24 protein-coding genes are annotated in these 24,144 nt (G+C 60.6%); 19 read left to right on the top strand and 5 right to left on the bottom strand.

Annotated features, from left to right (window positions below):
* Nucleotides 1–57 precede the first annotated feature (57 nt).
* Entirely contained in the window at nucleotides 58–348 is a 291-nt protein-coding gene (locus JFU48_RS13395; RefSeq protein ID WP_003227733.1) for a hypothetical protein, read from the bottom strand.
* Nucleotides 349–751: 403 nt separating this feature from the next.
* On the opposite strand from JFU48_RS13395, the gene argF reads away from it, so the two are divergent.
* Together argF and JFU48_RS13385 are read left to right on the top strand one after the other, a co-directional pair.
* Nucleotides 752–1,672, top strand: coding sequence for an ornithine carbamoyltransferase (gene argF / locus JFU48_RS13390; RefSeq protein WP_045122614.1), 921 nt, complete (start codon nucleotides 752–754; stop codon nucleotides 1,670–1,672).
* Entirely contained in the window at nucleotides 1,669–2,778 is a 1,110-nt protein-coding gene (locus JFU48_RS13385) for an ABC transporter ATP-binding protein (RefSeq protein ID WP_201136699.1), read from the top strand. Before argF ends, JFU48_RS13385 begins: the two co-directional genes overlap by 4 nt.
* 120 nt (nucleotides 2,779–2,898) lie before the next feature.
* Here JFU48_RS13385 and JFU48_RS13380 read toward each other — a convergent pair whose 3' ends face one another.
* Both JFU48_RS13380 and ybaK read right to left on the bottom strand, forming a co-directional pair.
* A complete protein-coding gene (locus tag JFU48_RS13380; protein WP_003227739.1) occupies nucleotides 2,899–3,681 on the bottom strand; it encodes a PhzF family phenazine biosynthesis protein in 783 nt (260 codons plus the stop codon).
* Between the two features lie 95 nt (nucleotides 3,682–3,776).
* A complete protein-coding gene (gene ybaK, locus JFU48_RS13375) occupies nucleotides 3,777–4,247 on the bottom strand; it encodes a Cys-tRNA(Pro) deacylase (RefSeq protein ID WP_201136698.1) in 471 nt (156 codons plus the stop codon).
* 361 nt (nucleotides 4,248–4,608) lie between these two features.
* Here ybaK and JFU48_RS13370 point away from each other — a divergent pair, with 361 nt between their 5' ends.
* The 14 genes from JFU48_RS13370 to JFU48_RS13305 all read left to right on the top strand — a co-directional run bounded on the left by JFU48_RS13370 (nucleotide 4,609) and on the right by JFU48_RS13305 (nucleotide 19,107).
* Nucleotides 4,609–5,460 (top strand): MIP/aquaporin family protein, encoded by an 852-nt coding sequence (locus JFU48_RS13370; RefSeq protein WP_003227742.1) that lies wholly within the window; start codon nucleotides 4,609–4,611, stop codon nucleotides 5,458–5,460.
* A 78-nt stretch (nucleotides 5,461–5,538) separates the two neighbouring features.
* A complete protein-coding gene (gene glpK, locus JFU48_RS13365) occupies nucleotides 5,539–7,041 on the top strand; it encodes a glycerol kinase GlpK (protein WP_003227744.1) in 1,503 nt (500 codons plus the stop codon).
* 95 nt (nucleotides 7,042–7,136) lie between these two features.
* Nucleotides 7,137–7,892: a DeoR/GlpR family transcriptional regulator gene (locus tag JFU48_RS13360; protein ID WP_007916700.1), complete on the top strand. Its 756-nt coding sequence runs from the start codon at nucleotides 7,137–7,139 to the stop codon at nucleotides 7,890–7,892.
* Nucleotides 7,893–8,213: 321 nt separating this feature from the next.
* Entirely contained in the window at nucleotides 8,214–9,749 is a 1,536-nt protein-coding gene (gene glpD / locus JFU48_RS13355; RefSeq protein WP_103485800.1) for a glycerol-3-phosphate dehydrogenase, read from the top strand.
* A 493-nt stretch (nucleotides 9,750–10,242) separates the two neighbouring features.
* Nucleotides 10,243–11,169, top strand: a complete 927-nt coding sequence (locus JFU48_RS13350; protein WP_201136697.1) for a glutamate/aspartate ABC transporter substrate-binding protein — start codon at nucleotides 10,243–10,245, stop codon at nucleotides 11,167–11,169.
* A 191-nt stretch (nucleotides 11,170–11,360) separates the two neighbouring features.
* Nucleotides 11,361–12,107 carry an amino acid ABC transporter permease gene (locus tag JFU48_RS13345; protein ID WP_003227754.1) on the top strand — a complete coding sequence of 249 codons (747 nt, stop codon included), beginning with the start codon at nucleotides 11,361–11,363 and terminating at the stop codon, nucleotides 12,105–12,107.
* The gene (locus JFU48_RS13340; RefSeq protein ID WP_003227756.1) at nucleotides 12,107–12,778 is read left to right on the top strand and encodes an amino acid ABC transporter permease; all 672 of its coding nucleotides are present in this window, start codon (nucleotides 12,107–12,109) and stop codon (nucleotides 12,776–12,778) included. Before JFU48_RS13345 ends, JFU48_RS13340 begins: the two co-directional genes overlap by 1 nt.
* Nucleotides 12,775–13,509, top strand: coding sequence for an amino acid ABC transporter ATP-binding protein (locus tag JFU48_RS13335; RefSeq protein ID WP_003227758.1), 735 nt, complete (start codon nucleotides 12,775–12,777; stop codon nucleotides 13,507–13,509). The genes JFU48_RS13340 and JFU48_RS13335 overlap by 4 nt, the downstream gene beginning before the upstream one ends.
* A 216-nt stretch (nucleotides 13,510–13,725) precedes the next feature.
* Nucleotides 13,726–15,627, top strand: a complete 1,902-nt coding sequence (locus tag JFU48_RS13330; protein ID WP_201136696.1) for a sensor histidine kinase — start codon at nucleotides 13,726–13,728, stop codon at nucleotides 15,625–15,627.
* Entirely contained in the window at nucleotides 15,624–16,952 is a 1,329-nt protein-coding gene (locus tag JFU48_RS13325; protein ID WP_201136695.1) for a sigma-54-dependent transcriptional regulator, read from the top strand. The genes JFU48_RS13330 and JFU48_RS13325 overlap by 4 nt, the downstream gene beginning before the upstream one ends.
* Nucleotides 16,953–16,960: 8 nt before the next feature.
* Complete coding sequence (locus JFU48_RS13320) at nucleotides 16,961–17,290, top strand: GlpM family protein (protein WP_177434768.1); 330 nt, start codon at nucleotides 16,961–16,963, stop codon at nucleotides 17,288–17,290.
* A 110-nt stretch (nucleotides 17,291–17,400) separates the two neighbouring features.
* The gene (locus tag JFU48_RS13315; RefSeq protein ID WP_201136694.1) at nucleotides 17,401–18,321 is read left to right on the top strand and encodes an arginase; all 921 of its coding nucleotides are present in this window, start codon (nucleotides 17,401–17,403) and stop codon (nucleotides 18,319–18,321) included.
* Entirely contained in the window at nucleotides 18,318–18,692 is a 375-nt protein-coding gene (locus JFU48_RS13310; protein WP_003227768.1) for a hypothetical protein, read from the top strand. Before JFU48_RS13315 ends, JFU48_RS13310 begins: the two co-directional genes overlap by 4 nt.
* A 31-nt stretch (nucleotides 18,693–18,723) precedes the next feature.
* Nucleotides 18,724–19,107, top strand: coding sequence for an EamA family transporter (locus JFU48_RS13305; protein ID WP_103486466.1), 384 nt, complete (start codon nucleotides 18,724–18,726; stop codon nucleotides 19,105–19,107).
* Nucleotides 19,108–19,209: 102 nt separating this feature from the next.
* Here JFU48_RS13305 and JFU48_RS13300 read toward each other — a convergent pair whose 3' ends face one another.
* Both JFU48_RS13300 and JFU48_RS13295 read right to left on the bottom strand, forming a co-directional pair.
* On the bottom strand, nucleotides 19,210–20,082 hold the full coding sequence (locus JFU48_RS13300) for a fatty acid desaturase family protein (RefSeq protein WP_135296473.1): 873 nt from the start codon (nucleotides 20,080–20,082) through the stop codon (nucleotides 19,210–19,212).
* Between the two features lie 72 nt (nucleotides 20,083–20,154).
* Nucleotides 20,155–20,916 carry a MipA/OmpV family protein gene (locus JFU48_RS13295; RefSeq protein WP_103486464.1) on the bottom strand — a complete coding sequence of 254 codons (762 nt, stop codon included), beginning with the start codon at nucleotides 20,914–20,916 and terminating at the stop codon, nucleotides 20,155–20,157.
* A gap of 230 nt (nucleotides 20,917–21,146) precedes the next feature.
* On the opposite strand from JFU48_RS13295, the gene JFU48_RS13290 reads away from it, so the two are divergent.
* From JFU48_RS13290 to JFU48_RS13280, 3 genes are read left to right on the top strand one after another with little or no spacing between them, the layout of a single operon-like run.
* Nucleotides 21,147–21,857, top strand: coding sequence for an HAD-IB family phosphatase (locus JFU48_RS13290; protein WP_003227777.1), 711 nt, complete (start codon nucleotides 21,147–21,149; stop codon nucleotides 21,855–21,857).
* On the top strand, nucleotides 21,850–23,244 hold the full coding sequence (locus JFU48_RS13285) for an aspartate aminotransferase family protein (protein WP_003227779.1): 1,395 nt from the start codon (nucleotides 21,850–21,852) through the stop codon (nucleotides 23,242–23,244). The genes JFU48_RS13290 and JFU48_RS13285 overlap by 8 nt, the downstream gene beginning before the upstream one ends.
* Nucleotides 23,241–24,116 carry an alpha/beta hydrolase gene (locus tag JFU48_RS13280; protein WP_003227781.1) on the top strand — a complete coding sequence of 292 codons (876 nt, stop codon included), beginning with the start codon at nucleotides 23,241–23,243 and terminating at the stop codon, nucleotides 24,114–24,116. Before JFU48_RS13285 ends, JFU48_RS13280 begins: the two co-directional genes overlap by 4 nt.
* Nucleotides 24,117–24,144 lie beyond the last annotated feature (28 nt).

The following is a 24,144-nucleotide window of genomic DNA, read 5'->3' as shown; positions in this document are numbered from 1 at the left end:
CAGCGACGTTCGTCTTGTGAATCGACGGCTATCAGGCGAGCCGATAGCTCGTCAGGCTCAGTTGGACGGCAACTGTGGCGGCGCCTGCAACTGGATTTCCTGAATGGTTTCGATCTGCTCGTGGGCGACGTGCACGCCGGTGAGTTCGCCGATCAGTCGCCAATGCTCGTCGAGCCCTGCGCTGATAGTCGCCATGCGATCGATCATCTGGCGACTGGCAGCCTTGACCACATCATCTTCGCTGCGCAGCAGTTCGAAGGACATTGACGTCACCGAGGCGGTGAGATGGGTCAGTGAGCGAGCCGTGTGGCCCAGCAATTCCATTAACAATTGTTCTTTCGATTCCATGCGGAGGCTTCCTGCGTCGCTCGAAAGGTAGTTATAACCCAGCACTTTGCATTAGCAAATGTTTCAACCGGCCATCCGACCAAGCGAAGCTGTGGCCGGGCAGTCGCAAACCGACCCGACCTGCCCCATCCCCGCCACAGCGGATTGCCAAGCCCCGCGGCGCCAGTGTACAAATGAGTCCGTTACACGCCTCAACCCGGCTTCTACTGCGCGACTGCAACACTCTGTCGCCGCTGCAAATTCCGCAAAAACCGTAGCCTATTGGCGTAACGCGACATTTAGTGTCAATATCGCGCCTTCCCCTATTTCGTCGCCCCGTGCGGCTTACGCCGCAGGTCTCGCCCGTTGTTCCGTTAAACAAGGCTTTGAGCATCTGCGGTTTGTAGCAAAAAGGTAGTCAATGATGAGCGCAAGGCACTTTCTCTCCCTGATGGATTGCACGCCCGAAGAGCTGGTCAGCGTGATCCGTCGAGGCGTTGAGCTCAAGGACCTGCGTAACCGCGGCGTACTGTTCGAGCCTCTGAAAAACCGCGTCCTGGGGATGATCTTCGAGAAGTCCTCGACCCGTACCCGTATCTCCTTCGAGGCCGGCATGATCCAGCTCGGTGGCCAGGCAATCTTCCTGTCGCCGCGCGACACCCAGTTGGGCCGTGGCGAGCCGATCGGCGACTGCGCCATCGTCATGTCGAGCATGCTCGATGCGGTGATGATCCGTACCTTTGCCCACAGCACCCTGACCGAATTCGCTGCCAACTCGCGCGTGCCGGTGATCAACGGCCTGTCCGATGACCTGCACCCGTGCCAGTTGCTGGCCGACATGCAGACCTTCCTTGAGCACCGTGGCTCGATCCAGGGCAAGACCGTGGCCTGGATCGGCGACGGCAACAACATGTGCAACAGCTATATAGAAGCGGCGATCCAGTTCGACTTCCAGTTGCGTATCGCCTGCCCGGAAGGCTACGAGCCAAATCCTGAGTTCGTCGCCCGCGCCGGCGATCGTGTGACCATCGTCCGCGATCCGCAGGATGCCGTGCGCGGTGCGCATCTGGTGAGCACCGACGTCTGGACTTCGATGGGTCAGGAAGAGGAAACTGCCAAGCGCCTGAAGCTGTTCGCACCGTTCCAGGTGACCCGCGCCCTGCTCGATCTGGCGGCCGAAGATGTGCTGTTCATGCACTGCCTGCCGGCGCACCGCGGTGAAGAAATCAGCCTCGACCTGCTTGATGACCCGCGTTCCGTCGCCTGGGATCAAGCAGAAAACCGTCTCCACGCACAGAAGGCCCTGCTCGAGTTCCTCGTCGAACCGGCATATCACCACGCATGAGCCATGAATTACTGCTGAACCTGCGCAACCTCGCTTGCGGCTATCAAGATCAACGCGTGGTGCAGAACCTCAATCTGCACCTCAACGCCGGTGACATCGGTTGCCTGCTCGGCTCGTCCGGCTGCGGCAAGACCACCACCCTGCGCGCGATTGCCGGTTTTGAACCGGTGCACGAAGGTGAAATCACCCTGGGAGGTGAAACCATCTCCAGCGCCGGTTTCACTCTGGCACCAGAGAAACGCCGGATCGGCATGGTGTTTCAGGATTACGCGCTGTTCCCGCACCTGAGCGTCGCGGACAACATCGCCTTCGGTATCCGCAAGCACCCGAACAAGGAGCGCGTCACCGGAGAGCTGCTGGAACTGGTCAACCTGAAGAACCTCGGCAAGCGCTTCCCCCACGAGTTATCGGGAGGCCAGCAACAGCGTGTCGCCCTCGCCAGGGCACTGGCGCCGGAGCCGCAATTGCTGCTGCTCGACGAGCCATTCTCCAACCTCGATGGCGAACTGCGGCGCAAGCTCAGCCACGAAGTGCGCGACATCCTCAAGGCCCGTGGCACCAGTGCGATTCTGGTGACCCACGACCAGGAAGAAGCCTTCGCCGTCAGCGATCACGTTGGCGTGTTCAAGGAAGGTCGTCTGGAGCAGTGGGACACGCCCTACAACCTCTACCACGAGCCAGCGACGCCGTTTGTCGCCAGCTTCATCGGTCAGGGTTATTTCATTCGCGGCCAGCTCGGCAGCCCGGAGTCGGTGCAGACCGAACTCGGCGAACTGCGCGGCAACCGGGCCTACACCTGGCCGGTGGGCGGTGCGGTGGATGTGTTGCTGCGTCCGGATGACATTGTTTATGCGCCGGACAGCGGGTTGAAAGCGCGGATCGTCGGCAAGACGTTCCTTGGCGCCTCAACCCTGTATCGCCTGCAACTGCCGACCGGTGCGCAACTGGAATCGATCTTCCCGAGTCATGCCGACCATCAGGTCGGTGCGGATGTGGGGATTCGGGTCGCCGCCGAACACCTCGTCCTGTTCCAGGCCAGCGGCAGTACCGCGGCACAAATCCCGGCTGTGGAAAACGGCGTCCGCCGCTACAGCGCTGCACTCTGATCCGCCCCGGATCAGAACTGTGGGAGCGGGCTTGCTCGCGAATGCGCTGTGTCAGTAAACGAAGAGGTCGTCTGACACAGCGCATTCGCGAGCAAGCCCGCTCCCACAATTGGTTTAGGGTCAGCCCAAAATCAGCGTACCGCTGGCCACCAGCGTCGCATTCCCGCCAATCTTCACCCGCTCACCTTCCAGCCGACAGAACAACTCCCCGCCCCGCGCCGAGCGCTGGCACGCGGTCAGACTGGATTTGCCCAGACGTTTCGACCAGTACGGAATCAAGCTGCAATGCGTCGAACCAGTGACCGGATCTTCGTTGATACCAATCGCCGGAGCGAAATAACGCGAGACGAAATCGTGCTGATTGCCGCGCGCCGTCACGATTGCGCCGAGCCACGGCAGTTTCGCCAGCGCGACCATGTCCGGCTTGCAGTCGAGCACCGCCTGCTCCGACTCGAGCACCACGAACAACTCGTTGGAACCGAGCACATCCACCGCCTCGACGCCCAGCGCACGCTCGACATCCAGCGTCACGCCAATCTCTGACGGCACAATTGAAGGGAAGTCCAGCCACAGGCGATCGCCCTCACGACTGACACTCAACGGCCCGGACTTGCAGATAAAGTCCAGCCGCTCGGCGGTTTCCTTGTAGATCTCGAACAACACATAGGCGCTGGCCAGCGTCGCATGCCCGCACAATGGCACCTCGGTGGTCGGGGTGAACCAGCGGATATGCCACGCCGCGCCTTCGCGCACCACAAACGCGGTTTCCGCCAGATTGTGCTCGGCGGCGATCTTCTGCATCAGCTCATCCGCAAGCCATGCATCGAGCCGATAAACCATCGCCGGATTGCCACTGAACGGCCGATCGCTGAACGCGTCGACTTGATAAAACTCAAGCTGCATAACCTTCTCCCTAAGTCCGTGGGCAGAGCATGCAACGCGGGCCGGATCAGCGCCAGTGACAGAACCGGCCAATTTTCTGCATACAGCGATGAGCGTTACGCACGGCCGATATCGGCAAATTTGGCCTGGGTGTGCTCAGCCAGCACCGCCGGCGCCAGTTCGACTTCGAGGCCGCGTCGGCCCGCACTGACATAAATAGTCGCAAAACCCTGGGCCGAGTGATCAATGAAGGTGCGCAGGCGTTTTTTCTGCCCCAGCGGACTGATGCCGCCCAACAGGTAACCGGTGGAACGCTGCGCGGCAGCCGGGTCGGCCATTTCGACTTTTTTCACCCCTGCAGCATGCGCCAGGCCCTTGAGGTCAAGGCTTCCGACGACCGGCACCACCGCCACCAACAATTCACCTTTTTCACTGGCGGCCAGCAGCGTCTTGAACACCTGAGCCGGCTCGAGCGCCAGCTTCTCTGCGGCCTCCAGCCCATAGGACGCAGCCTTGGGATCATGTTCGTAACTGTGCACGCGATGTTCGGCACGAACTTTTTTCAACAAGTCCAACGCAGGGGTCATGGCAGCTCCAGGCTCGGCATCAACAGAAAATCCTGCGCCGGATTCTAGGCCATCACCTCGCAAAAGGCTCTAGCGCAAGCCCCGTTTTTCGGGCGTTGCAGGCGAATCGCCGGGCGATCGCCGCGGTCATCCGCAGGATCATTCAGCAGGCTGATAGTTTAATTGTGACCAATGGTTCACTTTCGACCTTTGACAGGTTTGTTTCTTGTCTATATTTTTTCGAATCTGAATAATGTAAGAATTATCATCACCGCAGCACCCAGCAGTAAACCGGGAACAGGATGGGGATCCTGCCTCGGCGAAAATCGCGCCTTGCCCTGACGGCAAATGCGCCAGACAACAACAAAAATCGAGGTTTTCAATGACAACTGCTATTCAGCAACCATCGCTTTCCGGCCAATGCCTGGCCGAATTTCTGGGGACTGCACTCCTGATCTTTTTCGGCACCGGCTGTGTCGCTGCGCTCAAAGTCGCGGGCGCCAGCTTCGGCCTGTGGGAAATCAGCATCATCTGGGGCGTCGGTGTGAGCATGGCGATCTACTTGACCGCCGGAGTTTCCGGCGCGCACCTGAACCCCGCCGTGAGTATCGCCCTGAGCATTTTTGCTGACTTCGAAAAGCGCAAACTGCCGTTCTACATCCTGTCGCAGATTGCCGGGGCGTTCTGCGGCGCGCTGCTGGTTTACACGCTGTACAGCAACCTGTTCTTCGATTACGAACAAACTCACCAAATGGTTCGTGGTTCGGCTGCCAGCCTTGAGTTGGCGTCGGTGTTCTCCACCTTCCCCAATCCTGTGCTGTCGACTGCCCAGGCATTCCTGGTCGAGATGATCATCACCGCGATCCTGATGGGCGTGATCATGGCCCTGACCGATGACAATAACGGTCTGCCGAAAGGCCCGATGGCACCGCTGCTGATCGGTTTGCTGATCGCTGTGATCGGCAGTTCGATGGGCCCACTGACTGGTTTCGCGATGAACCCGGCCCGTGACTTCGGTCCGAAACTGATGACTTTCTTTGCCGGCTGGGGTGAAATTTCCTTCACTGGCGGCCGCGATATTCCGTACTTCCTGATTCCGATTTTTGCACCGATTGTCGGTGCCTGCCTCGGCGCTGCCGGGTATCGCGGGCTCATCGCCCGTCACCTGACCGGCGCCACACCTGCTACAAAGGATGCAGAACCGGCCATTGACGGCAAACCAAGAACTTCTTGAAACAGTCGGCGCGGGTTCCTGCCCTTTTAGAGCCCGCGCCCCGGCCCACTCTCCCTTATTTCGTCCAAGGCAATCGACATGACCGACATTCAGAATAAGAACTACATCATTGCCCTTGATCAGGGTACGACCAGCTCCCGCGCGATCATTTTCGACCGCGACGCGAACGTGGTCTGCACCGCCCAACGCGAATTCGCCCAGCATTACCCGCAAGCCGGCTGGGTTGAACACGACCCGATGGAAATCTTCGCCACCCAGAGCGCGGTGATGGTTGAAGCGCTGGCCCAGGCCGGTCTGCATCACGATCAGGTGGCCGCCATCGGTATCACCAACCAGCGTGAAACCACCGTAGTCTGGGACAAGACCACTGGCCGTCCGGTGTACAACGCGATCGTCTGGCAGTGCCGCCGCAGCACCGAGATCTGCCAGCAGCTCAAGCGCGATGGCCACGAAGAATACATTCGCGACAACACCGGCCTGGTCACCGACCCGTACTTCTCCGGCACCAAGCTGAAGTGGATCCTCGACAACGTCGAAGGCAGCCGCGAGCGTGCGCGCAACGGCGAATTGCTGTTCGGCACCATCGATAGCTGGCTGATCTGGAAATTCACCGGCGGCAAGGTGCACGTCACCGACTACACCAACGCCTCGCGCACCATGCTCTTCAACATCCATTCGCTGGAGTGGGATTCGAAGATGCTGGAAATCCTCGACATCCCGCGCGAGATGCTTCCGGAAGTGAAGGCTTCTTCGGAAATCTACGGTCGCACCAAAAGCGGCATCGCCATCGGCGGTATCGCCGGTGACCAGCAAGCCGCACTGTTCGGCCAGATGTGCGTCGAGCCGGGCCAGGCAAAAAACACCTACGGCACCGGCTGCTTCCTGCTGATGAACACCGGCGACAAAGCGGTGAAATCGCAGCATGGCATGCTCACCACCATCGCTTGCGGCCCGCGCGGCGAAGTGGCTTACGCCCTGGAAGGCGCGGTGTTCAACGGTGGCTCGACCGTGCAGTGGCTGCGCGATGAACTGAAGATCGTCAACGACGCTCACGACACCGAATACTTCGCCAATAAAGTGAAGGACAGCAACGGCGTGTACCTGGTACCGGCCTTCACCGGTCTGGGCGCTCCGTACTGGGACCCGTATGCCCGTGGCGCACTGTTCGGCCTGACGCGCGGCGTGCGCGTGGATCACATCATCCGCGCCGCGCTGGAATCGATCGCCTACCAGACCCGCGACGTGCTCGACGCCATGCAACAGGACTCCGGCGAACGCCTCAAGGCCCTGCGTGTGGACGGCGGTGCGGTCGCGAACAACTTCCTCATGCAGTTCCAGGCCGACATCCTCGGCACCCAGGTCGAGCGCCCGCAAATGCGCGAAACCACCGCGCTGGGCGCAGCCTATCTGGCCGGTCTGGCGTGCGGTTTCTGGGGCAGCCTGGACGAACTGCGCGGCAAGGCTGTCATCGAGCGTGAGTTCGAACCAAGCCTGGACGAAGTCGAGAAAGAGAAACTGTACAAAGGCTGGAAAAAAGCCGTCAGCCGCACCCGAGACTGGGCGCGTGAAGACGCTGAATAAGCCAACCTTCAGAGACTGATAGGCAACTAACTGGTCGGGAGGAGATTCCTGCGGCATCATGGGCAAATTTTGCACGGCAGCCCAAAGGAAGCCCCATGAATCTGCCTCCCCGTCAGCAGCAAATCCTCGAGCTGGTCCGCGAACGCGGCTATGTGAGCATCGAGGAAATGGCTACGCTGTTCGTTGTTACCCCGCAAACCATCCGCCGCGATATCAATCAGCTCGCGGAAGCCAATCTGTTGCGTCGCTACCATGGCGGCGCGGCCTATGATTCAAGCGTCGAAAACACCGCCTATGCGATGCGCGCCGACCAGATGCGCGATGAAAAACAACGCATCGGCGAAGCCATCGCCGCGCAGATCCCCGATCACGCCTCGCTGTTCATCAACATCGGCACCACCACCGAATCGATTGCCCGCGCCCTGCTCAATCACAACCATCTGAAGATCATCACCAACAACCTGCACGTCGCCTCGATGCTCAGTGCCAAGGATGATTTCGATGTGCTGCTGACCGGCGGCAACGTGCGCCGTGACGGCGGTGTGGTGGGTCAGGCGAGTGTGGATTTCATCAACCAGTTCAAGGTTGATTTCGCGCTGGTGGGCATCAGCGGTATCGACGAAGACGGCAGCCTGCTCGACTTCGACTATCAGGAAGTGCGCGTATCGCAGGCGATCATCGCCAATGCGCGGCAGGTGATTCTGGCGGCCGACTCAAGCAAGTTCGGGCGCAATGCGATGATTCGATTGGGTCCGATCAGCCTGATCGACTGCCTGGTGACCGATCAGCAGCCGGTGCCGGCACTGGCGCAACTGCTGAGCCAGCACAAGATTCGTCTGGAAGTCGTTTAAACCTTTTGCCCTTCAGTGTTCGTAAGGGCCTCTTCGCGAGCAAGCCCGCTCCCACAGGGATTTGAGTCAGCCACAAGATTTGTGAGGCCCCTCACCCCACTGTGGGAGCGGGCTTGCTCGCGAAGGGGCAGTTACAAACAACACATCTCCAGCGCTCTTGCGCACATCTAATGTTCGAAAATTTTCTTTTAGCCGCCCTTCGATGAGTTTTTTCAATCGAACGTGACTGGCTGTGCGCGTCTTTATGGGCTACCATTTTCGCAAATGAACATTTATGTTCGATTTCCAAGACAGAAAATCAAAAGAGCCCGAGGCCAGCCGATGTCCACCTCTACCTTGCGTACGCCCCCTATCGCCGAGATCTACGACGTTGCCGTTATTGGCGGCGGGATCAATGGCGTGGGGATCGCAGCGGATGCCGCCGGTCGCGGTCTCTCGGTGTTCCTTTGCGAAAAGGATGACCTGGCCAGCCACACCTCGTCGGCCAGCAGCAAGCTGATCCACGGTGGCCTGCGCTACCTCGAACATTACGAATTCCGTCTGGTGCGTGAAGCGCTGGCCGAGCGCGAAGTGCTGCTGGCCAAGGCGCCGCACATCGTCAAACCGATGCGCTTTGTGCTGCCGCACCGTCCGCACCTGCGTCCGGCCTGGATGATTCGTGCCGGCCTGTTCCTCTATGACAATCTCGGCAAGCGCGAAAAGCTCCCGGGTTCGAAGAGCCTGAAGTTCGGTGCCGACAGCGCGCTGAAAAGCGAAATCACCAAGGGCTTCGAATATTCCGATTGCTGGGTCGATGACGCCCGCCTCGTCGTTCTGAACGCTATGGCCGCCCGGGAAAAAGGTGCCCACGTACACACCCAGACCCGTTGCGTCAGCGCCCGCCGCGCCAAGGGCCTGTGGCATCTGAATCTGGAACGCGCCGACGGCAGCCTGTTTTCGATCACTGCCAAAGCCTTGGTGAACGCCGCCGGCCCGTGGGTCGCCAAGTTCATTCGTGACGACCTGAAAATGGAATCGCCGTACGGCATCCGCCTGATTCAGGGCAGCCACATCATCGTGCCGAAACTGTACGAAGGCGATCACGCGCACATCCTGCAAAACGAAGATCAGCGCATCGTCTTCACCATTCCGTACCTGAACCACTTCACCCTGATCGGCACCACCGACCGCGAATACACCGGCGATCCGGCGAAAGTGGCAATCACCGACGGCGAAACCGATTACCTGCTGAAAGTGGTCAACGCTCACTTCAAGAAGCAGATCAGCCGCGACGACATTCAGCACAGCTACTCGGGCGTGCGTCCGCTGTGCAACGACGAATCCGACAACCCGTCCGCCGTGACCCGCGATTACACCCTGGCGCTGTCTGGCGGCGGCGAAGAAGCACCGCTGTTGTCGGTGTTTGGCGGCAAGCTGACCACCTACCGCAAACTCGCCGAGTCGGCGATGGCTCAGTTGATGCCGTACTTCACCCAGATGCGTCCGAGCTGGACTGCGACCGCGACCCTGCCCGGTGGCGAAGACATGACCACCCCGCAGGCCTTGAGCGCGCAGATCCGCGACAAGTTCGACTTCGTCCCGACCGAGATCGCCCGCCGCTGGGCCACCACCTACGGCAGCCGCACCTGGCGCATGCTCGAAGGCGTCGAGTCGCTGAATGACATGGGCGAACACCTCGGCGGCGGTCTCTACACCCGCGAGGTCGATTACCTGTGCAGCGAAGAATGGGCCACCACCGCGCACGACATCCTGTGGCGCCGCAGCAAGCTGGGCCTGTTCACCACCCCGGCCGAGCAAGAGAAACTGGCGGCGTACCTGGGCAAGGTCGAGCAGAACCGCAAGATTGAAGCGGCGTGATTTGAACATCGCTTAAACGAAAGCCCCTGAATTGAGAGATTCAGGGGCTTTTTGCTGCGTGACTTACTTTGCCTGCCACTAACCCTGTGGCGAGGGGATTTATCCCCGATGGACTGCGAAGCGGTCCTCGCCTTTGCGCTGAAAGAAGGCCGCTTCGCGACCTATCGGGGATAAATCCCCTCGCCACAAGGGAATGTGGGCTCGAACGATCATCAATATGAGGGCAGCGATTAAAAGATCGTTCGGATTTCCGAACGCGACCTCCCGGTCGATTCGGATAACCGGATCAGTTTCATCGAAAAACACCGACACAAAACTTTAATCACCTTAAAAATCAATCAATTAGCTGCCATAGACTGCTCTGGCACGACTCATGCTCTACACTCTCTCGACGAATGCCTGCCGTGCCAACACTTCAGGAGCCGTCAGGCATTCGAAGCACAAAAGGGCCGACGAACTGGCTCCATAAAAAAAACAATTCGAGGAAAATTTGATGCGCATCGTTCCCCATATCCTGGGTGCAGCCATTGCTGCCGCTCTGATCAGCACACCAGTTTTCGCCGCCGAACTCACCGGCACCCTGAAGAAAATCAACGATTCCGGCACCATCACGCTCGCTCACCGCGACAGCTCCATCCCGTTTTCCTACATCGCGGATGCTTCCGGCAAACCCGTGGGCTACTCCCACGACATTCAAGTGGCCATCGTTGAAGCCCTGAAAAAAGACTTGAACAAGCCAGACCTGCAGGTCAAGTACAACCTGGTGACCTCGCAAACCCGTATCCCGCTGATCCAGAACGGCACCGCGGATATCGAGTGCGGCTCCACCACCAACAACGCCGAACGCGCCCAGCAAGTCGACTTCACCGTCAACATCTTCGAAATCGGCACCCGTCTGCTGGTCAAGAAAGACAAGGATGGCAAGCCGTCCTACGCTGACTTTGCCGACCTGAAAGGCAAAAACGTCGTGACCACCGCCGGCACCACGTCCGAGCGCATCATCAAAGCGATGAACGCCGACAAGCAGATGGGCATGAACATCATCTCCGCCAAAGACCACGGCGAATCCTTCAACATGCTGGAAAGCGGCCGCGCCGTTGCCTTCATGATGGACGATGCCCTGCTGGCCGGTGAAGAAGCCAAGGCCAAGAAGCCGGACGACTGGGTCATCACCGGTACTCCGCAATCCTTCGAAGCCTACGCGTGCATGGTTCGCAAGGACGACCCGGCCTTCAAAAAGGCTGTCGATGACGCCATCGTCGCCCTGTACAAGTCCGGCGAGATCAACAAGATCTACAGCAAGTGGTTCGAGAGCCCGATCCCACCGAAAGGCCTGAACCTGAACTTCCCGATGAGCGACAAGGTGAAAGAGCTGATCGCCAACCCAAGCGACAAGCCTGCGCCTGACGTAAAAATCTGATTCCTGACTAACCTGTCGTCTGAGGGAGCAACCTCCCTCAGACGTCTGCTACTACCTGCTGGCTTTACAGTGGAACACTCGACCTGGCGGTTTTCGAGCCGATCGCGTGTGCCCGGCGTTCAACGTCGGACGGGAAAGGATCTTCCCCAAGCGGGTGCTTGTACATCGATCGATTTCGAGGGGAGACCCTAATGAATTACAACTGGGACTGGGGCGTGTTCTTCAAGTCCACCGGCGTTGGCAGCGAGACTTATCTCGACTGGTTCATCTCCGGACTGGGCTGGACCATCGCCATCGCCGTCGTGGCATGGATTATCGCCTTGCTGCTGGGCTCCGTTCTTGGGGTCATGCGCACCGTACCGAGCCGCCTCGTATCGGGCATCGCGACCTGCTACGTCGAACTGTTTCGCAACGTGCCGCTGCTGGTTCAGCTGTTCATCTGGTACTTCCTGGTACCCGACCTGCTGCCGCAAAACCTGCAGGACTGGTACAAACAGGATCTGAACCCGACCACCTCGGCCTACCTGAGCGTCGTCGTGTGCCTGGGCCTGTTCACCGCCGCCCGGGTCTGCGAGCAAGTACGCACCGGCATCCAGGCGCTGCCACGCGGCCAGGAATCCGCCGCCCGCGCCATGGGTTTCAAGCTGCCGCAGATCTACTGGAACGTGCTGCTGCCCCAGGCCTACCGCATCATCATTCCGCCGCTGACCTCGGAATTCCTCAACGTCTTCAAGAACTCCTCCGTGGCGTCCTTGATCGGCCTGATGGAACTGCTGGCGCAAACCAAGCAGACCGCCGAATTCTCGGCCAACCTGTTTGAAGCCTTCACCCTGGCCACGCTGATCTACTTCACCCTGAACATGAGCCTGATGTTGCTGATGCGCCTGGTCGAGAAGAAAGTCGCGGTGCCCGGCCTGATCTCCGTGGGGGGTAAATAATGGACTTCGATTTCAGCGGCATCATCCCCGCGATCCCGGGCCTGTGGAACGGCATGGTCATGACCTTGCAGTTGATGGTCATGGGCGTGGTCGGCGGCATCGTGCTGGGGACCATCCTCGCGCTGATGCGCCTGTCGTCCAGCAAACTGCTGTCGCGCGTCGCCGGCGCCTACGTGAACTACTTCCGCTCGATCCCGCTGCTGCTGGTGATCACCTGGTTCTACCTGGCGGTGCCGTTCGTGCTGCGCTGGATCACCGGCGAAGACACCCCGATCGGCGCGTTCACCTCCTGCGTCGTGGCCTTCATGATGTTCGAAGCCGCGTACTTCTGTGAGATCGTCCGGGCCGGCGTGCAGTCGATCCCCAAAGGCCAGATGGCCGCGGCCCAGGCGATGGGCATGACCTATGGCCAGACCATGCGTCTGATCATCCTGCCCCAGGCGTTTCGCAAGATGACCCCGTTGCTGCTGCAACAGTCGATCATCCTGTTCCAGGACACCTCGCTGGTCTACACCGTGGGCCTGGTGGACTTCCTCAACTCCGCCCGCTCCAGCGGCGACATCATCGGTCGTTCCAACGAGTTCCTGATCTTTGCCGGTGTCGTCTACTTCATCATCAGCTTTTCCGCCTCGCTGCTGGTCAAGCGTCTGCAAAAAAGGTTTGCCGTATGATCTCCATCAAGAACATCAACAAGTGGTATGGCGACTTCCAGGTGCTGACTGATTGCAGCACCGAGGTCAAGAAAGGCGAAGTGATCGTGGTCTGCGGCCCGTCGGGCTCGGGCAAGTCGACCCTGATCAAGTGCGTCAACGCGCTGGAGCCGTTCCAGAAAGGCGACATCGTTGTCGACGGCACCTCGATTGCCGACTCCAAGACCAACCTGCCGAAACTGCGTTCGCGCGTCGGTATGGTGTTCCAGCACTTCGAGCTGTTCCCGCACCTGACCATCACCGAGAACCTGACCATCGCGCAGATCAAGGTGCTGGGCCGCAGCAAGGAAGAGGCGACCAAGAAAGGTCTGCAACTGCTTGATCGCGTCGGTCTGTCGGCGCACGCCCACAAGCACCCGGGGCAACTGTCCGGCGGTCAGCAGCAGCGTGTGGCGATTGCCCGCGCGCTGGCGATGGACCCGATCGTCATGCTGTTCGACGAACCGACCTCGGCGCTCGACCCGGAAATGGTCAACGAAGTGCTCGACGTGATGGTGCAACTGGCCCAGGAAGGCATGACCATGATGTGCGTGACCCACGAGATGGGCTTCGCGCGCAAAGTGGCTGACCGCGTGATCTTCATGGACGCCGGCAAGATCATCGAAGACTGCCCGAAAGAGGAGTTCTTCGGCGACATCAGCGCCCGCTCCGAACGCGCGCAGCATTTCCTCGAGAAGATCCTGCAGCACTAAAAGCAATACACCGAACTCTGTGGCGAGGGAGCTTTGTGGCGAGGGGATTTATCCCCGATGGGCCGCGAAGCGACCCCAGCATTTCAAAATCAAACCGCATCTGCCGGTTTGACGACTGCTTCGCAGCCGATCGGGGATAAATCCCCTCGCCACAGGTTCCGCGCTCGAACAAACCAGGATGCTGTTAGCCATGCTGGTTGACCCAAGGCAACTGTGATGAAATGCGACCCCAATCTCTATCGCGCAGCGCCGCCATCACTTGCCGTGAAGCCCCGTCTGATTCGCCATCTGTTCCTGCCGCCGCTGATCATCATCCTGATGATCGGACTGGGTTACATCGGCTTCTGGACCAGTGAACATTTCGGCATCCGCAGCCTCAGCGAAAACGGTCAGCGTCAGCTCGAACTGCACGCGCGCACCGTCGAAAGCGAGATCAGCAAATACACCTACCTGCCCAGCCTGCTGGAACTGGAAACCAGTGTCCCGCAACTGCTGGCCGACCCGACCCCGGAACACCGGCAGACAGTCAATGCTTACCTTGAAGGCCTGAACCGGCGCAGCCGTAGTCGGGCCATCTACGTCATGGACACCACCGGCCGCGTGATGGCCACCAGCAACTGGCGCGACGTCGACAGTTACCTCGGTGAAGACCTGTCCTTCCGCGCCTATTTCCAGAAAGCCGTGCGCGGCGAGCCCGGACGTTTCTACGGGATCGGCAGCACCAGCGGCGAGCCCGGTTACTACCTCGCCCATGGCCTGGAGGAACACGGCAAGATCATCGGCGTCGCCGTGGTCAAGGTGCGCCTCGAAGCGCTGGAAGAACGCTGGCAGCGCGCCCGCCTGGAAGCCTTCGTCAGCGATGAGAACGGCATCATCATTCTTTCCAGTGATCCGGCGCGACGCCTCAAGTCCGTAGTACCGCTGAGTGATGAAACCAAAGAAAAACTCGCGCGCAGCCTGCAGTACTACTGGTTCCCGCTCAACGAATTGCAACCGCTGGCCCGCGAAACCCTGGCCGAAGGTGTAGAGAAACTGACCTTCCCGGCCAACAGCGAACTGAGCGCCGATGACGACAGCATCAGCTATCTGGCGCAGACCCGGCCGCTGAGCGACACACCTTGGAATTTCACCCTGCTCACGCCGTTGCAGGACTTGCGCCGTGAAGCGATCAACCAAGGCATTCTGGTGGCCGTGGCCTTCGCCCTGGTGGCGTTCCTGCTAATCGCCTGGAACGAGCGGCGCAAGGTCATCGCCACGCGCCTCGCCGCCCGCGAAGCCTTGCAGGAAGCCAACAATCAACTGGAGCGTCGGATTACCGAACGCACCGGCGATCTGCGCGCCAGCAACGAACGGCTGAAGAGCCAGATCCGCGAACGGCGCCAGGCCGAGGAAACCCTGCGCCGCGCCCAGGACGAACTGGTGCAGGCCGGCAAACTCGCGGCCATCGGCCAGATGTCGACCAGCATCGCCCACGAACTGAACCAGCCGCTGGCGGCGATGCGCACCCTCTCCGGCAACACCATTCGCTTTCTGGAACGCGGCCAGCTCGACGTCGCCAGCACCAACCTCGAGACCATCAACGACCTGATCGACCGCATGGGCCGGATCACCGCCAGCCTGCGCTCGTTCGCCCGGCGCGGCGACAACGAAGGCCAGGCCAGTCTCGGCAAAGCCGTGGACGCCGCCCTGCAACTGCTCGGCGCGCGGGTCGAGAGCATGGCGCTGCAACTGCACCGGCAGTTCAGCGACGTGCAGGTGCAGATCGACCAGACCCGCCTCGAACAGATTCTGGTCAACCTGATCGGCAACGCCCTCGACGCCATGCAGGCGCAACCCGCGCCGCAGCTATGGCTGGAAGGCGAAGAGTTCAACGGCAAATATCGCCTGCGGGTGCGCGACAACGGCCACGGGGTCGACGCCGAAGCGCGCAAGCATCTGTTCGAGCCGTTCTTCACCACCAAACCCGGCGAACAGGGGCTGGGCCTCGGCCTGACCCTTTCCGCCAGCCTCGCTGCCGCCACCGGCGGGCATCTGGGTGTCGAACACCCGGCCAGCGGTGGCACCACCTTCGTCCTCAGTTTACCGTTGGTAAGCCCTACTCCTGCCGAGCCAATATGAACCACGACCTTAGTGTGCTGATCGTCGAAGACGACCCCCATGTGCTGCTCGGTTGCCAGCAGGCGCTGACCCTGGAAGACATTCCCTGCATTGGCGTCGGCAGTGCCGAAGAAGCGCTGGAGCGGGTCGGCGACAACTTTGCCGGGATCGTCATCAGCGACATTCGCCTGCCCGGCATCGATGGCCTGGAACTGCTGACCCTCCTCAAGGCACGCGACCGCAGTCTGCCGGTGGTGCTGATCACCGGTCATGGCGATATCTCCATGGCGGTCGGTGCGATGCAGAAAGGCGCCTACGATTTCATGGAGAAACCGTTCTCGCCGGAACGTCTGGTGGATGTCGCCCGCCGCGCACTGGAGCAACGCAGCCTCGCCCGCGAAGTCTCCTCGCTGCGTCGGCAACTGGCCGAACGCGACTCCCTCGAAGGCCGGATCATCGGGCGCTCGCCAGCCATGCAGAACCTGCGCGAGCTGATCGCCAACGTCGCCGACACTTCGGCCAACGTATTGATCGAAGGCGAGACCGGCACCGGCAAGGAACTGGTCGCCCGTTGCCTGCACGACTTCAGTCGTCGACATGCCAAGCAGTTCGTCGCGCTGAACTGCGGCGGCCTGCCGGAAAACCTCTTCGAAAGCGAGATCTTCGGCCACGAGGCCAACGCCTTTACCGGTGCCGGCAAACGGCGCATCGGCAAGATCGAACACGCCGACGGCGGCACGCTGTTCCTCGATGAAGTGGAAAGCATGCCCCTGCCGTTGCAGATCAAATTGCTGCGCGTGTTGCAGGAACGCACCCTCGAACGCCTCGGTTCGAACCAGAGCGTGGCGGTGGATTGCCGGGTGATTGCCGCGACCAAATCCGACCTCGACGAAGCGAGCAAGGCCGGCGAGTTTCGCAGCGACCTGTACTACCGCCTCAACGTGGTGACCCTGGAACTGCCGCCGCTGCGCGAACGCCGTGAAGACATCCTGCAACTGTTCGAACACTTCACCCAGCAGTCGGCGCTGCGTTTCGACCGCGCCCTACCGGAGCTGGACAACCAGACCCTGTCGAACCTGATGAGCCACGACTGGCCGGGCAACGTGCGCGAACTGCGCAACGTCGCCGAGCGCTTTGCCCTCGGCCTGCCGGCGTTCAAGAAGTCCGGCGCCAGCAGCGGCGGTCAAGGTCTGGCGTTCGCCGAAGCAGTCGAAGCCTTCGAGCGCAACCTGCTCAACGATGCCTTGCAACGCAGCGGCGGCAACCTGACTCAGGCCAGTCTCGAGCTGGGCATGGCCAAGACCACGCTGTTCGATAAAGTGAAAAAGTACGGGTTGAGCCACTGATGGATCTGATACTCAAAGCGGCACTTGGCGCGGCAGTGGTGGTGATTCTCGCCGCGCTGTCGAAGACCCGAAACTATTACATCGCCGGACTGGTGCCGCTGTTTCCGACCTTCGCGCTGATCGCCCACTACATCGTCGGCAACAGCCGGTCGATCGATGACCTGAAGGCGACCATCGTGTTCGGCATGTGGTCGATCATTCCGTACTTCATCTATCTGGCGACCCTGTACGTGATGGTTGACCGCATGCGCCTGGAGGCGTCGCTCGCCGTGGCCGTGGTCGCATGGTTGATCGCCGCCACCGTGCTGGTCTCGGTGTGGGTGCGCCTGCACGCCTGAGGCAATGGCTGGCCCGGCCCTTGCATTTACCCGCAAAAGCCCTGCCCGGCTGGTGCTCATGCTCGATGAGGCCGGTGTCTGGCAGGGTCTGCCAAGGGTAAATAGCGACCTTGAATATTTTAGATCTCGACCACAGCCTGACCGCTCAGGCGCCGATTGCGCGACTGCTCGACAGTGGCCGCGCCAGACGCCTGGACCTGCTCGACCTCGGCCCGAAACTCCGGCTCTGGTCCAGCGAACGCACCTGGCGACGCTTCGCCGAACGCCTGCAGCAGCGGCCGCGGCACACCGGCCCGGCGCCGGAAATCTTCTTCGTCGGCTCCGGTGACTATCACCACCTGACCCCGGCGTTTCTTACCGATCTGCCAAGCCCCGTCAGCCTCATCCATTTCGACAATCACCCCGACTGGGTGCGGTTTGCGCCGCGTCGGCATTGCGGTTCCTGGGTCAATCAGGCGCTGAAACTGCCGAACATTCGCCGCATCGTGACCCTCGGTCCGTGCAGCGATGATCTGCAAAATCCACAACTGAAGGGCGGCAACCTCGCGGCCCTCAAACGTGGGGTTCTGCAGCTGTTTCCGTGGCAGCACGCGCCCTCCAAAGTCTGGGGGCGGATCGGTGACGGCGCCGGGCATGAGCAACAGGAAAACATGCTGCACTGGCACAACCTGTCGCAAGTGGACTGGACCCTGTTCCTCGACAAAATGATCGCCAGCCTGCCGACCGATACGGTGTGGATCACCATCGACAAGGACGTGCTCGCCAGCGAAGACGCCGCCACCAACTGGGATCAGGGTGGCATGCGCCTGAGCCATATGCTTCAGGCCCTGCGCGCGCTGGCGGCGAGCAAGCGGATCATCGGCATCGACATCTGCGGCGAATACGCCCGTCCGGCCTTCAGCAACGTATTCAAACGCTGGGAGGCGAAGACCGATCAGCCGCCAGCCGAGCGCTGGAGCGAGGCCGATATCCTGCGCAACTCCACCACCAATCAAGCCTTGATCGACCTGTTCGAGGAACTGTTTCCATGACTTTCACCGTGATCGTGCTGGTGGCCCTGTCCATTGTTCTGGATGTGATCGGCCAGCTGTGTTTCAAACTGGGCCTCGATCGATTACCTGAGCTTGAGGGTGGTTTTCGGCTTCAGGTGTTCTGGGGCCAGGTGTTCAACGCCCCGCTGCTGTGGGCCGGGATCGGCGCTTATGCAATCGAGTTTTTTGTCTGGCTCGGCGCCCTGTCGCGGGCGCCGCTGAGCCTGTTGTTTCCGGCAGCCGCGCTGGCCTATTGCGGCGTGGTGCTGGCGGGCAAACTGGTGCTCGGTGAAACCGTCAGTCGGCGGCGCTGGCTGGGCACGCTGGTGATTACGGCGGGCGTGATGCTCGTGTGTGCCGGCCATGTCTGACGCGCACCTGGAACTGCAAAGGAACGACGCAATGCATTGGCTACACGGGCGCGTGGGCACCATCGTGCTCTGGGCGCTGTTGATCATTCTGGAAAGTGGCGGGCAGATCGCGAGCAAGGTCGGTGGCGATCAGTTGGGCCAGATGGACTTCAGCCTGCAATGGCTGCAAGGCATCGTCATGACCCCCGGGGTGTGGGTCGCGGTTGGCTGCTACATCGGCGCGTTTTTTGTCTGGATGCTGATTCTGCGACGCAGCAGTCTGTCGCTGGCGTTTCCCCTGAGTTCGCTGGTGTTTGTCGGCGTGCTGCTGGGGTCGTGGCTGGGGCTGGGCGAGCAGATCAGTCTGCTGCACTGGCTCGGTGTGGCGGTGATCATGGGCGGGATAGCCTTGCTCGCCGAGGGCGAAGAGCACTGAAATTCCCCGGTAGGAGCTGCCGCAGGCTCGGGCCGTGATCGGACGATCTTTGCTTTTCAAGATCAAAAGATCGCAGCCTGCCGCAGCTCCTGCACAAAGCAGTCAGGCGTCAGGCTTTTGGTGGTTCAGCAGGAAGCCCAAACCGTGCGCCAGCGGAATATCCTTCACCCCCGCCTCCTGCTGTTGCCGGGCGATCTGCCGGTGATAGGCCTTGACCTGAGTCCAGTGCATTTTCGGCCGGTAGTGGTGCTCGGCGTGATAGCCGTTGTTCATCCACAACAGGTTGTACAGCGGGCTGTAGGCACTCACGCCCCAGGCAATCGGCAAGTCCGGGTTGCCGCCAAAATGCTCGTAGTAACCGTTGAGCGATGACAGCGCCTGGCCCAGATACCAGAACGGCAACAACACCAGCACCGCCTGCCAGTCATACACCGCCAGCAGCAGATAAAACGCCACCGTCACATAGATCTCGACCTGAACCCAACGCGCATCCTTCGGGCGTTTGCGGCGCATTTCGTTGTAGATCGGCTTGGGGTCGTCGCGGAAAAAACTCAGGAAGGTGTAGGCCCAGGGATTCTCCGGCTGACCGTTCTTGCCGCGCAGATAGATCGACAGCGGATCAATGGTCTTGCCGTCCGGCCCCGGCAGATCCGAATTGCCCCGGTGATGGCGGTTGTGGATATCGCGATAGAGGGTTTGCGAAAAACCGATGGTCACTGACAACAGCAGATCGAACGCCCGGTTCAGCCACGCCGGGGTGAAGTAGGCGTTGTGAATCTGGTTGTGGGAAATGCTGTTGATGCTCCACGACAGGCTGATCGCATAGCCCAGCGCCAGCGGCACAAAGGCCCACCAGGACAGGTCGTGGAAGGCCGCAACCAGCCACAGGACGAAAGCGAAATGGGCCAGGCCCAGAGCGATGGGGATCAAATCCCACAACGAATGAGCCAGCAGACGATAAGCAGGGCGAGCCATGAAGAACATCCTGAAGGAATGGATTCGACATGGCTGTCTGCAAACCGCAGACCAATTCGCCCGTGGCTGAAATCAGTCGAACTTGTAGGCGATGGCCGCCTGCACTTCGCCCTGATTGGTATCACCCACCGCTTTGACGATGCTGCTGTCCGCCGCCGAGCGGGTCAGGTGTATCCAGCTCGCGCTGGTGACCAGCGACCAATGCTGCGCCAGGGGAAACTCGAAGCTTTGGGTCAGCGCCACGTTCTGCAAACCGCCGCCGGCGTTGTACGCGCGGATACCCGAGGCCTGCGCCTCGCTGTCGCTGACACCGAAGAAGGTCTGCGTGCCCTGCGCATCGGCAAAATGCGCGGTCAGGTTGCTGCTGCCGATCACCCCGCCGCCCAGTGGATAACCGATTTCACCGCCCACCTTTCCAAACACGCCGCCCTGCCCGCTGCCACCGCCGACGGCCTGGCCGACGAAGGCGAACACGCGCCAGAAATCGGCCGGGGCGTATTGCACGAAGCCGCCAGCCTCGGCCATGTCGGGCACATCACGCAAGCCGCGCAACTCGCCGTTGGCGGTGCGCCCGGAGAGGTAATTGATGTACGGCCCGGCGCTGAAGCCGTTGCTTTTCAAGGCGCTCCAGGTCAGGCCGTCGTCGGTGCCGAGGCTGACATCGCCCCAGTCCAGATCGAGATACGGTATCGGCCGGGTTTCGTAACGGCTGCCGGTGGGATCATGAGGTTGGTAACTCAGTCCCAGGCCGGCTTCGCCGGTGATGCCATCCGCCAGCGCAGCCCCGGAAAAGCAGGCCAGTGCGGTCATTAACGCCAGTGTATTCCTCTGCATGAGGCCATTCCTTTTCTGAACTTGCGCGCATCAATCCCCGGATAGAGCCCTTGGCGCAAGCACTCATGTTGTTTGTAGCAAGCTACAAAAATTGTAGCTCCACTTCACGAAAACCATGCACAGGCCCCGCCATTACGGGGTTTTGCAGATTTGGCACAGTCCCTGCTCCCACCCTTGCCAGGCGCAGACCGCGCACCCTGACAACTGCCTCGACCCAACAGGTACTGCAGATGATTGACTGGCATATCGTGTGTGATTTCGACGGGACGATCACCCGTACCGACGTAATCGACAGCATCCTTGAACGCTTCGCCGACCCGAGCTGGGAAGCCATCGAAAACGAATGGCTGGAGGGCAAGATCGGTTCCCGTGAATGCCTCAGCCGTCAGCTGGCGCTGATCAAGGCCACGCCTGCGCAACTGCTCGAATTCTTCGACAGCATCGACATCGACCCGGACTTCCCCGACTTCGTCGACCACGTGATCGGCCTCGGCGCTTCGCTGGAAGTGGTCAGCGACGGCATCGAACAAGGCATCGCGCGGATTCTGGCGCGCAACTACGTGACGCTGCTGCCGATCCTCGCCAACCGCCTGCGCCAGATCGATCACGACAAATGGCGCATCGACTTTCCCTACGCCAGTGACGCCTGCCGCGCGGCCTCCGGCAACTGCAAATGCAAATCCACCCCCAGCAGCAAACGCGTGCTGGTGATCGGTGACGGCCAGTCCGACATGTGCGTGGCGTCCACCGCCGATTTCGTCTTCGCCAAGGATCGCCTGGCCGAGCACTGCGAGCGCAACGGCATCGCCTACGCGCGCTTCGACAGCTTCGCCGAACTGCCGCAACTGCTGGCCCGCCTGCCTCTGGCCCCGGCCGCCAACGCCGTCAATTTCAGCACCGAATCCACTTCTGAAGCACAGGAAACCCTGCACCATGTCTGATATCCGCATTGCGACAGCCGAAGACAAAGTCCTTCTGGAAAAAGAAGCCAAATACTGCTCCTACGGCGACACCGTTCACTACATCGAACCGCCGCGCATCTTCAGCCGCTGCGAAGGCTCCTACGTCTGGGACACCGAAGATCAGGCCTACCTCGACCTGCAAATGTGGTACTCGGCGGTCAACTTCGGTTACGCCAACCCGCGGCTGAATAATGCGCTCAAGCAACAGATCGACACCCTGCCGCAGATCGCCAGTCAATACCTGCACAAAGGCAAGATCGAGCTCTCGGAAATGATCGCGGTCGATGCCAAGAACAAGTTCGGCCTCGACGGTCGGGTGCACTTCAACGTCGGCGGTTCGCAGTCGATCGAGGACTCGCTGAAGGTCGTGCGTAACGCCACCAACGGCAAGAGCCTGATGTTCGCCTTCGAGGGCGGTTACCACGGGCGCACCCTCGGTGCTTCGTCGATCACCTCCAGCTACCGCTATCGCCGCCGCTACGGTCACTTCGGTGAGCGTGCGCAGTTCATCCCGTTCCCGTATCACTTCCGCGGCCCCAAAGGCATGACCAAGGAAGAGTACGGCAGCCATTGCGTGCAGCAATTCGCGCGGTTGTTCGAGACCGAATACAACGGCGTCTGGGACCCGAAAGTCGGGCAGAGCGAATACGCCGCGTTCTACGTCGAGCCGATCCAGGGCACCGGCGGCTACGTGATCCCGCCGATGAACTTCTACAGCGAACTCAAGCACGTGCTGGATCAGCACGGCATCCTGATGGTGGTCGACGAAATCCAGATGGGTTTCTATCGCACCGGCAAGCTGTGGTCGATCGAACACTTTGACGTCAAACCCGACGTGATCGTCTTCGGCAAGGCGCTGACCAACGGCCTCAACCCGCTGGGCGGCATCTGGGCCCGCGAAGAGCTGATCAACCCGAAAGTCTTCCCGCCAGGCTCGACCCACTCCACCTTCGCCTCCAACCCGCTGGGCACTGCCGTGGGTCTGGAAATGTTCAAGATGACCAGCGAAGTCGATTACGGCGCGATGGTCATGGCCAAGGGCAAATACTTCCTCGAAGGCCTGCAGGATCTGAAAAAACGCTACCCGATCATTGGCGATGTCGACGGTCTGGGCCTGGCGCTGCGTTGCGAGATCTGCACCGAGGACGGCTTCACCCCGGACAAGGCCACTCTGGATTACATGGTCGAAGAAGGCATGAAGGGCGACATCGAAATCGACGGTCGTCGCCTCGGTCTGATCCTCGACGTGGGCGGCTACTACAAGAACGTAATCACCCTGGCACCGTCGCTGGAAATCAGCTATCCGGAAATCGACCTGGGCCTGGCCCTGCTCGACCGCCTGCTGCATCGGGCGATGAAACGATGATCGACGCAGAGATCGATATGGGCGAAGGCAACGCCGGTTTCGTTCTCGGCGACGGGGAGGTCGCGGTGCTGTTGATCCACGGCCTCACCGGCACCCCGACGGAGTTGCGTCGGGTGGCCGTGGGCCTGGCGAAAGCCGGGCACACGGTCTATGTGCCGACCCTGGCCGGGCACTGCGGCGGCAATGCCGACCTGCAAGCCACCGGCTGGCGCGACTGGTACGAAAGCGCACGCAACACCTTCGTCGGTGTACGCCGCAAACACCACAAGGTGTATGTCGGTGGTTTGTCCATGGGCGCGGTGTTGTCGATGTACCTGGCCGCCGAACACCCGGGACAGATCGAGGGTTTGCTGCTGTATTCGACCACCCTGCGCTACGACGGCTGGAGCATCAACAAACTGGCGTTCCTCACCCCGTTGCTGATGAAAATCCCGTTCGGCGTGCACCTGTGCAGTTTCGAAGAAAAGCCGCCTTACGGCATCAAGAACGAGCGCCTGCGGGCCATCGTCGAACGCCAGATGAAAGAAGGTCAGAGCAGTCAGGCCGGGTTGCTGACCATGGAAGGCGTCACGGTGCGCGAACTGCACCGGCTCAACGCTGTGGTGAAAAAACGCATGCCGTCGATCACCACGCCGGCGCTGGTGCTGCACTCTATCGAGGACGACATCACCAGCCGCTGGAATGCCGATTACGTCGAACGCAAGCTCGGCGGACCGGTGACCAAAGTGTTGCTCGACGACTGCTATCACATGATCACGGTCGACCTGCAGTACCGCCGTGTCGTGGAGTTGAGCATCGACTTCATACAGCGACGTTTCATGCAGCAGATCAGCAGCCCCGTTGCGCCGCTGGAGTACCGGCAACTGGCTTGAGCAGTTGCCGGCAGACATCCTGCGACAC

Source organism: Pseudomonas sp. TH49 (assembly GCF_016650625.1).
Classification (GTDB): Bacteria; Pseudomonadota; Gammaproteobacteria; order Pseudomonadales; family Pseudomonadaceae; genus Aquipseudomonas; species Aquipseudomonas fluorescens_H.
This window is presented reverse-complemented; position numbering and strand designations above follow the sequence as displayed.

What these genes read in the sequence shown, in the direction of transcription:
- JFU48_RS13285 (WP_003227779.1), top strand. Translation starts at nt 21,850, where the DNA reads ATGTCTGATATCCGCATTGCGACAGCCGAAGACAAAGTCCTTCTGGAA.
- glpD (WP_103485800.1), top strand. Translation starts at nt 8,214, where the DNA reads ATGTCCACCTCTACCTTGCGTACGCCCCCTATCGCCGAGATCTACGAC.
- JFU48_RS13280 (WP_003227781.1), top strand. Translation starts at nt 23,241, where the DNA reads ATGATCGACGCAGAGATCGATATGGGCGAAGGCAACGCCGGTTTCGTT.
- JFU48_RS13340 (WP_003227756.1), top strand. Translation starts at nt 12,107, where the DNA reads ATGGACTTCGATTTCAGCGGCATCATCCCCGCGATCCCGGGCCTGTGG.
- JFU48_RS13330 (WP_201136696.1), top strand. Translation starts at nt 13,726, where the DNA reads ATGAAATGCGACCCCAATCTCTATCGCGCAGCGCCGCCATCACTTGCC.
- JFU48_RS13370 (WP_003227742.1), top strand. Translation starts at nt 4,609, where the DNA reads ATGACAACTGCTATTCAGCAACCATCGCTTTCCGGCCAATGCCTGGCC.
- JFU48_RS13350 (WP_201136697.1), top strand. Translation starts at nt 10,243, where the DNA reads ATGCGCATCGTTCCCCATATCCTGGGTGCAGCCATTGCTGCCGCTCTG.
- JFU48_RS13335 (WP_003227758.1), top strand. Translation starts at nt 12,775, where the DNA reads ATGATCTCCATCAAGAACATCAACAAGTGGTATGGCGACTTCCAGGTG.
- argF (WP_045122614.1), top strand. Translation starts at nt 752, where the DNA reads ATGAGCGCAAGGCACTTTCTCTCCCTGATGGATTGCACGCCCGAAGAG.
- JFU48_RS13305 (WP_103486466.1), top strand. Translation starts at nt 18,724, where the DNA reads ATGCATTGGCTACACGGGCGCGTGGGCACCATCGTGCTCTGGGCGCTG.
- ybaK (WP_201136698.1), bottom strand. Translation starts at nt 4,247, where the DNA reads ATGACCCCTGCGTTGGACTTGTTGAAAAAAGTTCGTGCCGAACATCGC.
- JFU48_RS13295 (WP_103486464.1), bottom strand. Translation starts at nt 20,916, where the DNA reads ATGCAGAGGAATACACTGGCGTTAATGACCGCACTGGCCTGCTTTTCC.
- JFU48_RS13310 (WP_003227768.1), top strand. Translation starts at nt 18,318, where the DNA reads ATGACTTTCACCGTGATCGTGCTGGTGGCCCTGTCCATTGTTCTGGAT.
- JFU48_RS13395 (WP_003227733.1), bottom strand. Translation starts at nt 348, where the DNA reads ATGGAATCGAAAGAACAATTGTTAATGGAATTGCTGGGCCACACGGCT.
- JFU48_RS13290 (WP_003227777.1), top strand. Translation starts at nt 21,147, where the DNA reads ATGATTGACTGGCATATCGTGTGTGATTTCGACGGGACGATCACCCGT.
- JFU48_RS13300 (WP_135296473.1), bottom strand. Translation starts at nt 20,082, where the DNA reads ATGGCTCGCCCTGCTTATCGTCTGCTGGCTCATTCGTTGTGGGATTTG.
- JFU48_RS13325 (WP_201136695.1), top strand. Translation starts at nt 15,624, where the DNA reads ATGAACCACGACCTTAGTGTGCTGATCGTCGAAGACGACCCCCATGTG.
- JFU48_RS13385 (WP_201136699.1), top strand. Translation starts at nt 1,669, where the DNA reads ATGAGCCATGAATTACTGCTGAACCTGCGCAACCTCGCTTGCGGCTAT.
- JFU48_RS13345 (WP_003227754.1), top strand. Translation starts at nt 11,361, where the DNA reads ATGAATTACAACTGGGACTGGGGCGTGTTCTTCAAGTCCACCGGCGTT.
- glpK (WP_003227744.1), top strand. Translation starts at nt 5,539, where the DNA reads ATGACCGACATTCAGAATAAGAACTACATCATTGCCCTTGATCAGGGT.
- JFU48_RS13380 (WP_003227739.1), bottom strand. Translation starts at nt 3,681, where the DNA reads ATGCAGCTTGAGTTTTATCAAGTCGACGCGTTCAGCGATCGGCCGTTC.
- JFU48_RS13360 (WP_007916700.1), top strand. Translation starts at nt 7,137, where the DNA reads ATGAATCTGCCTCCCCGTCAGCAGCAAATCCTCGAGCTGGTCCGCGAA.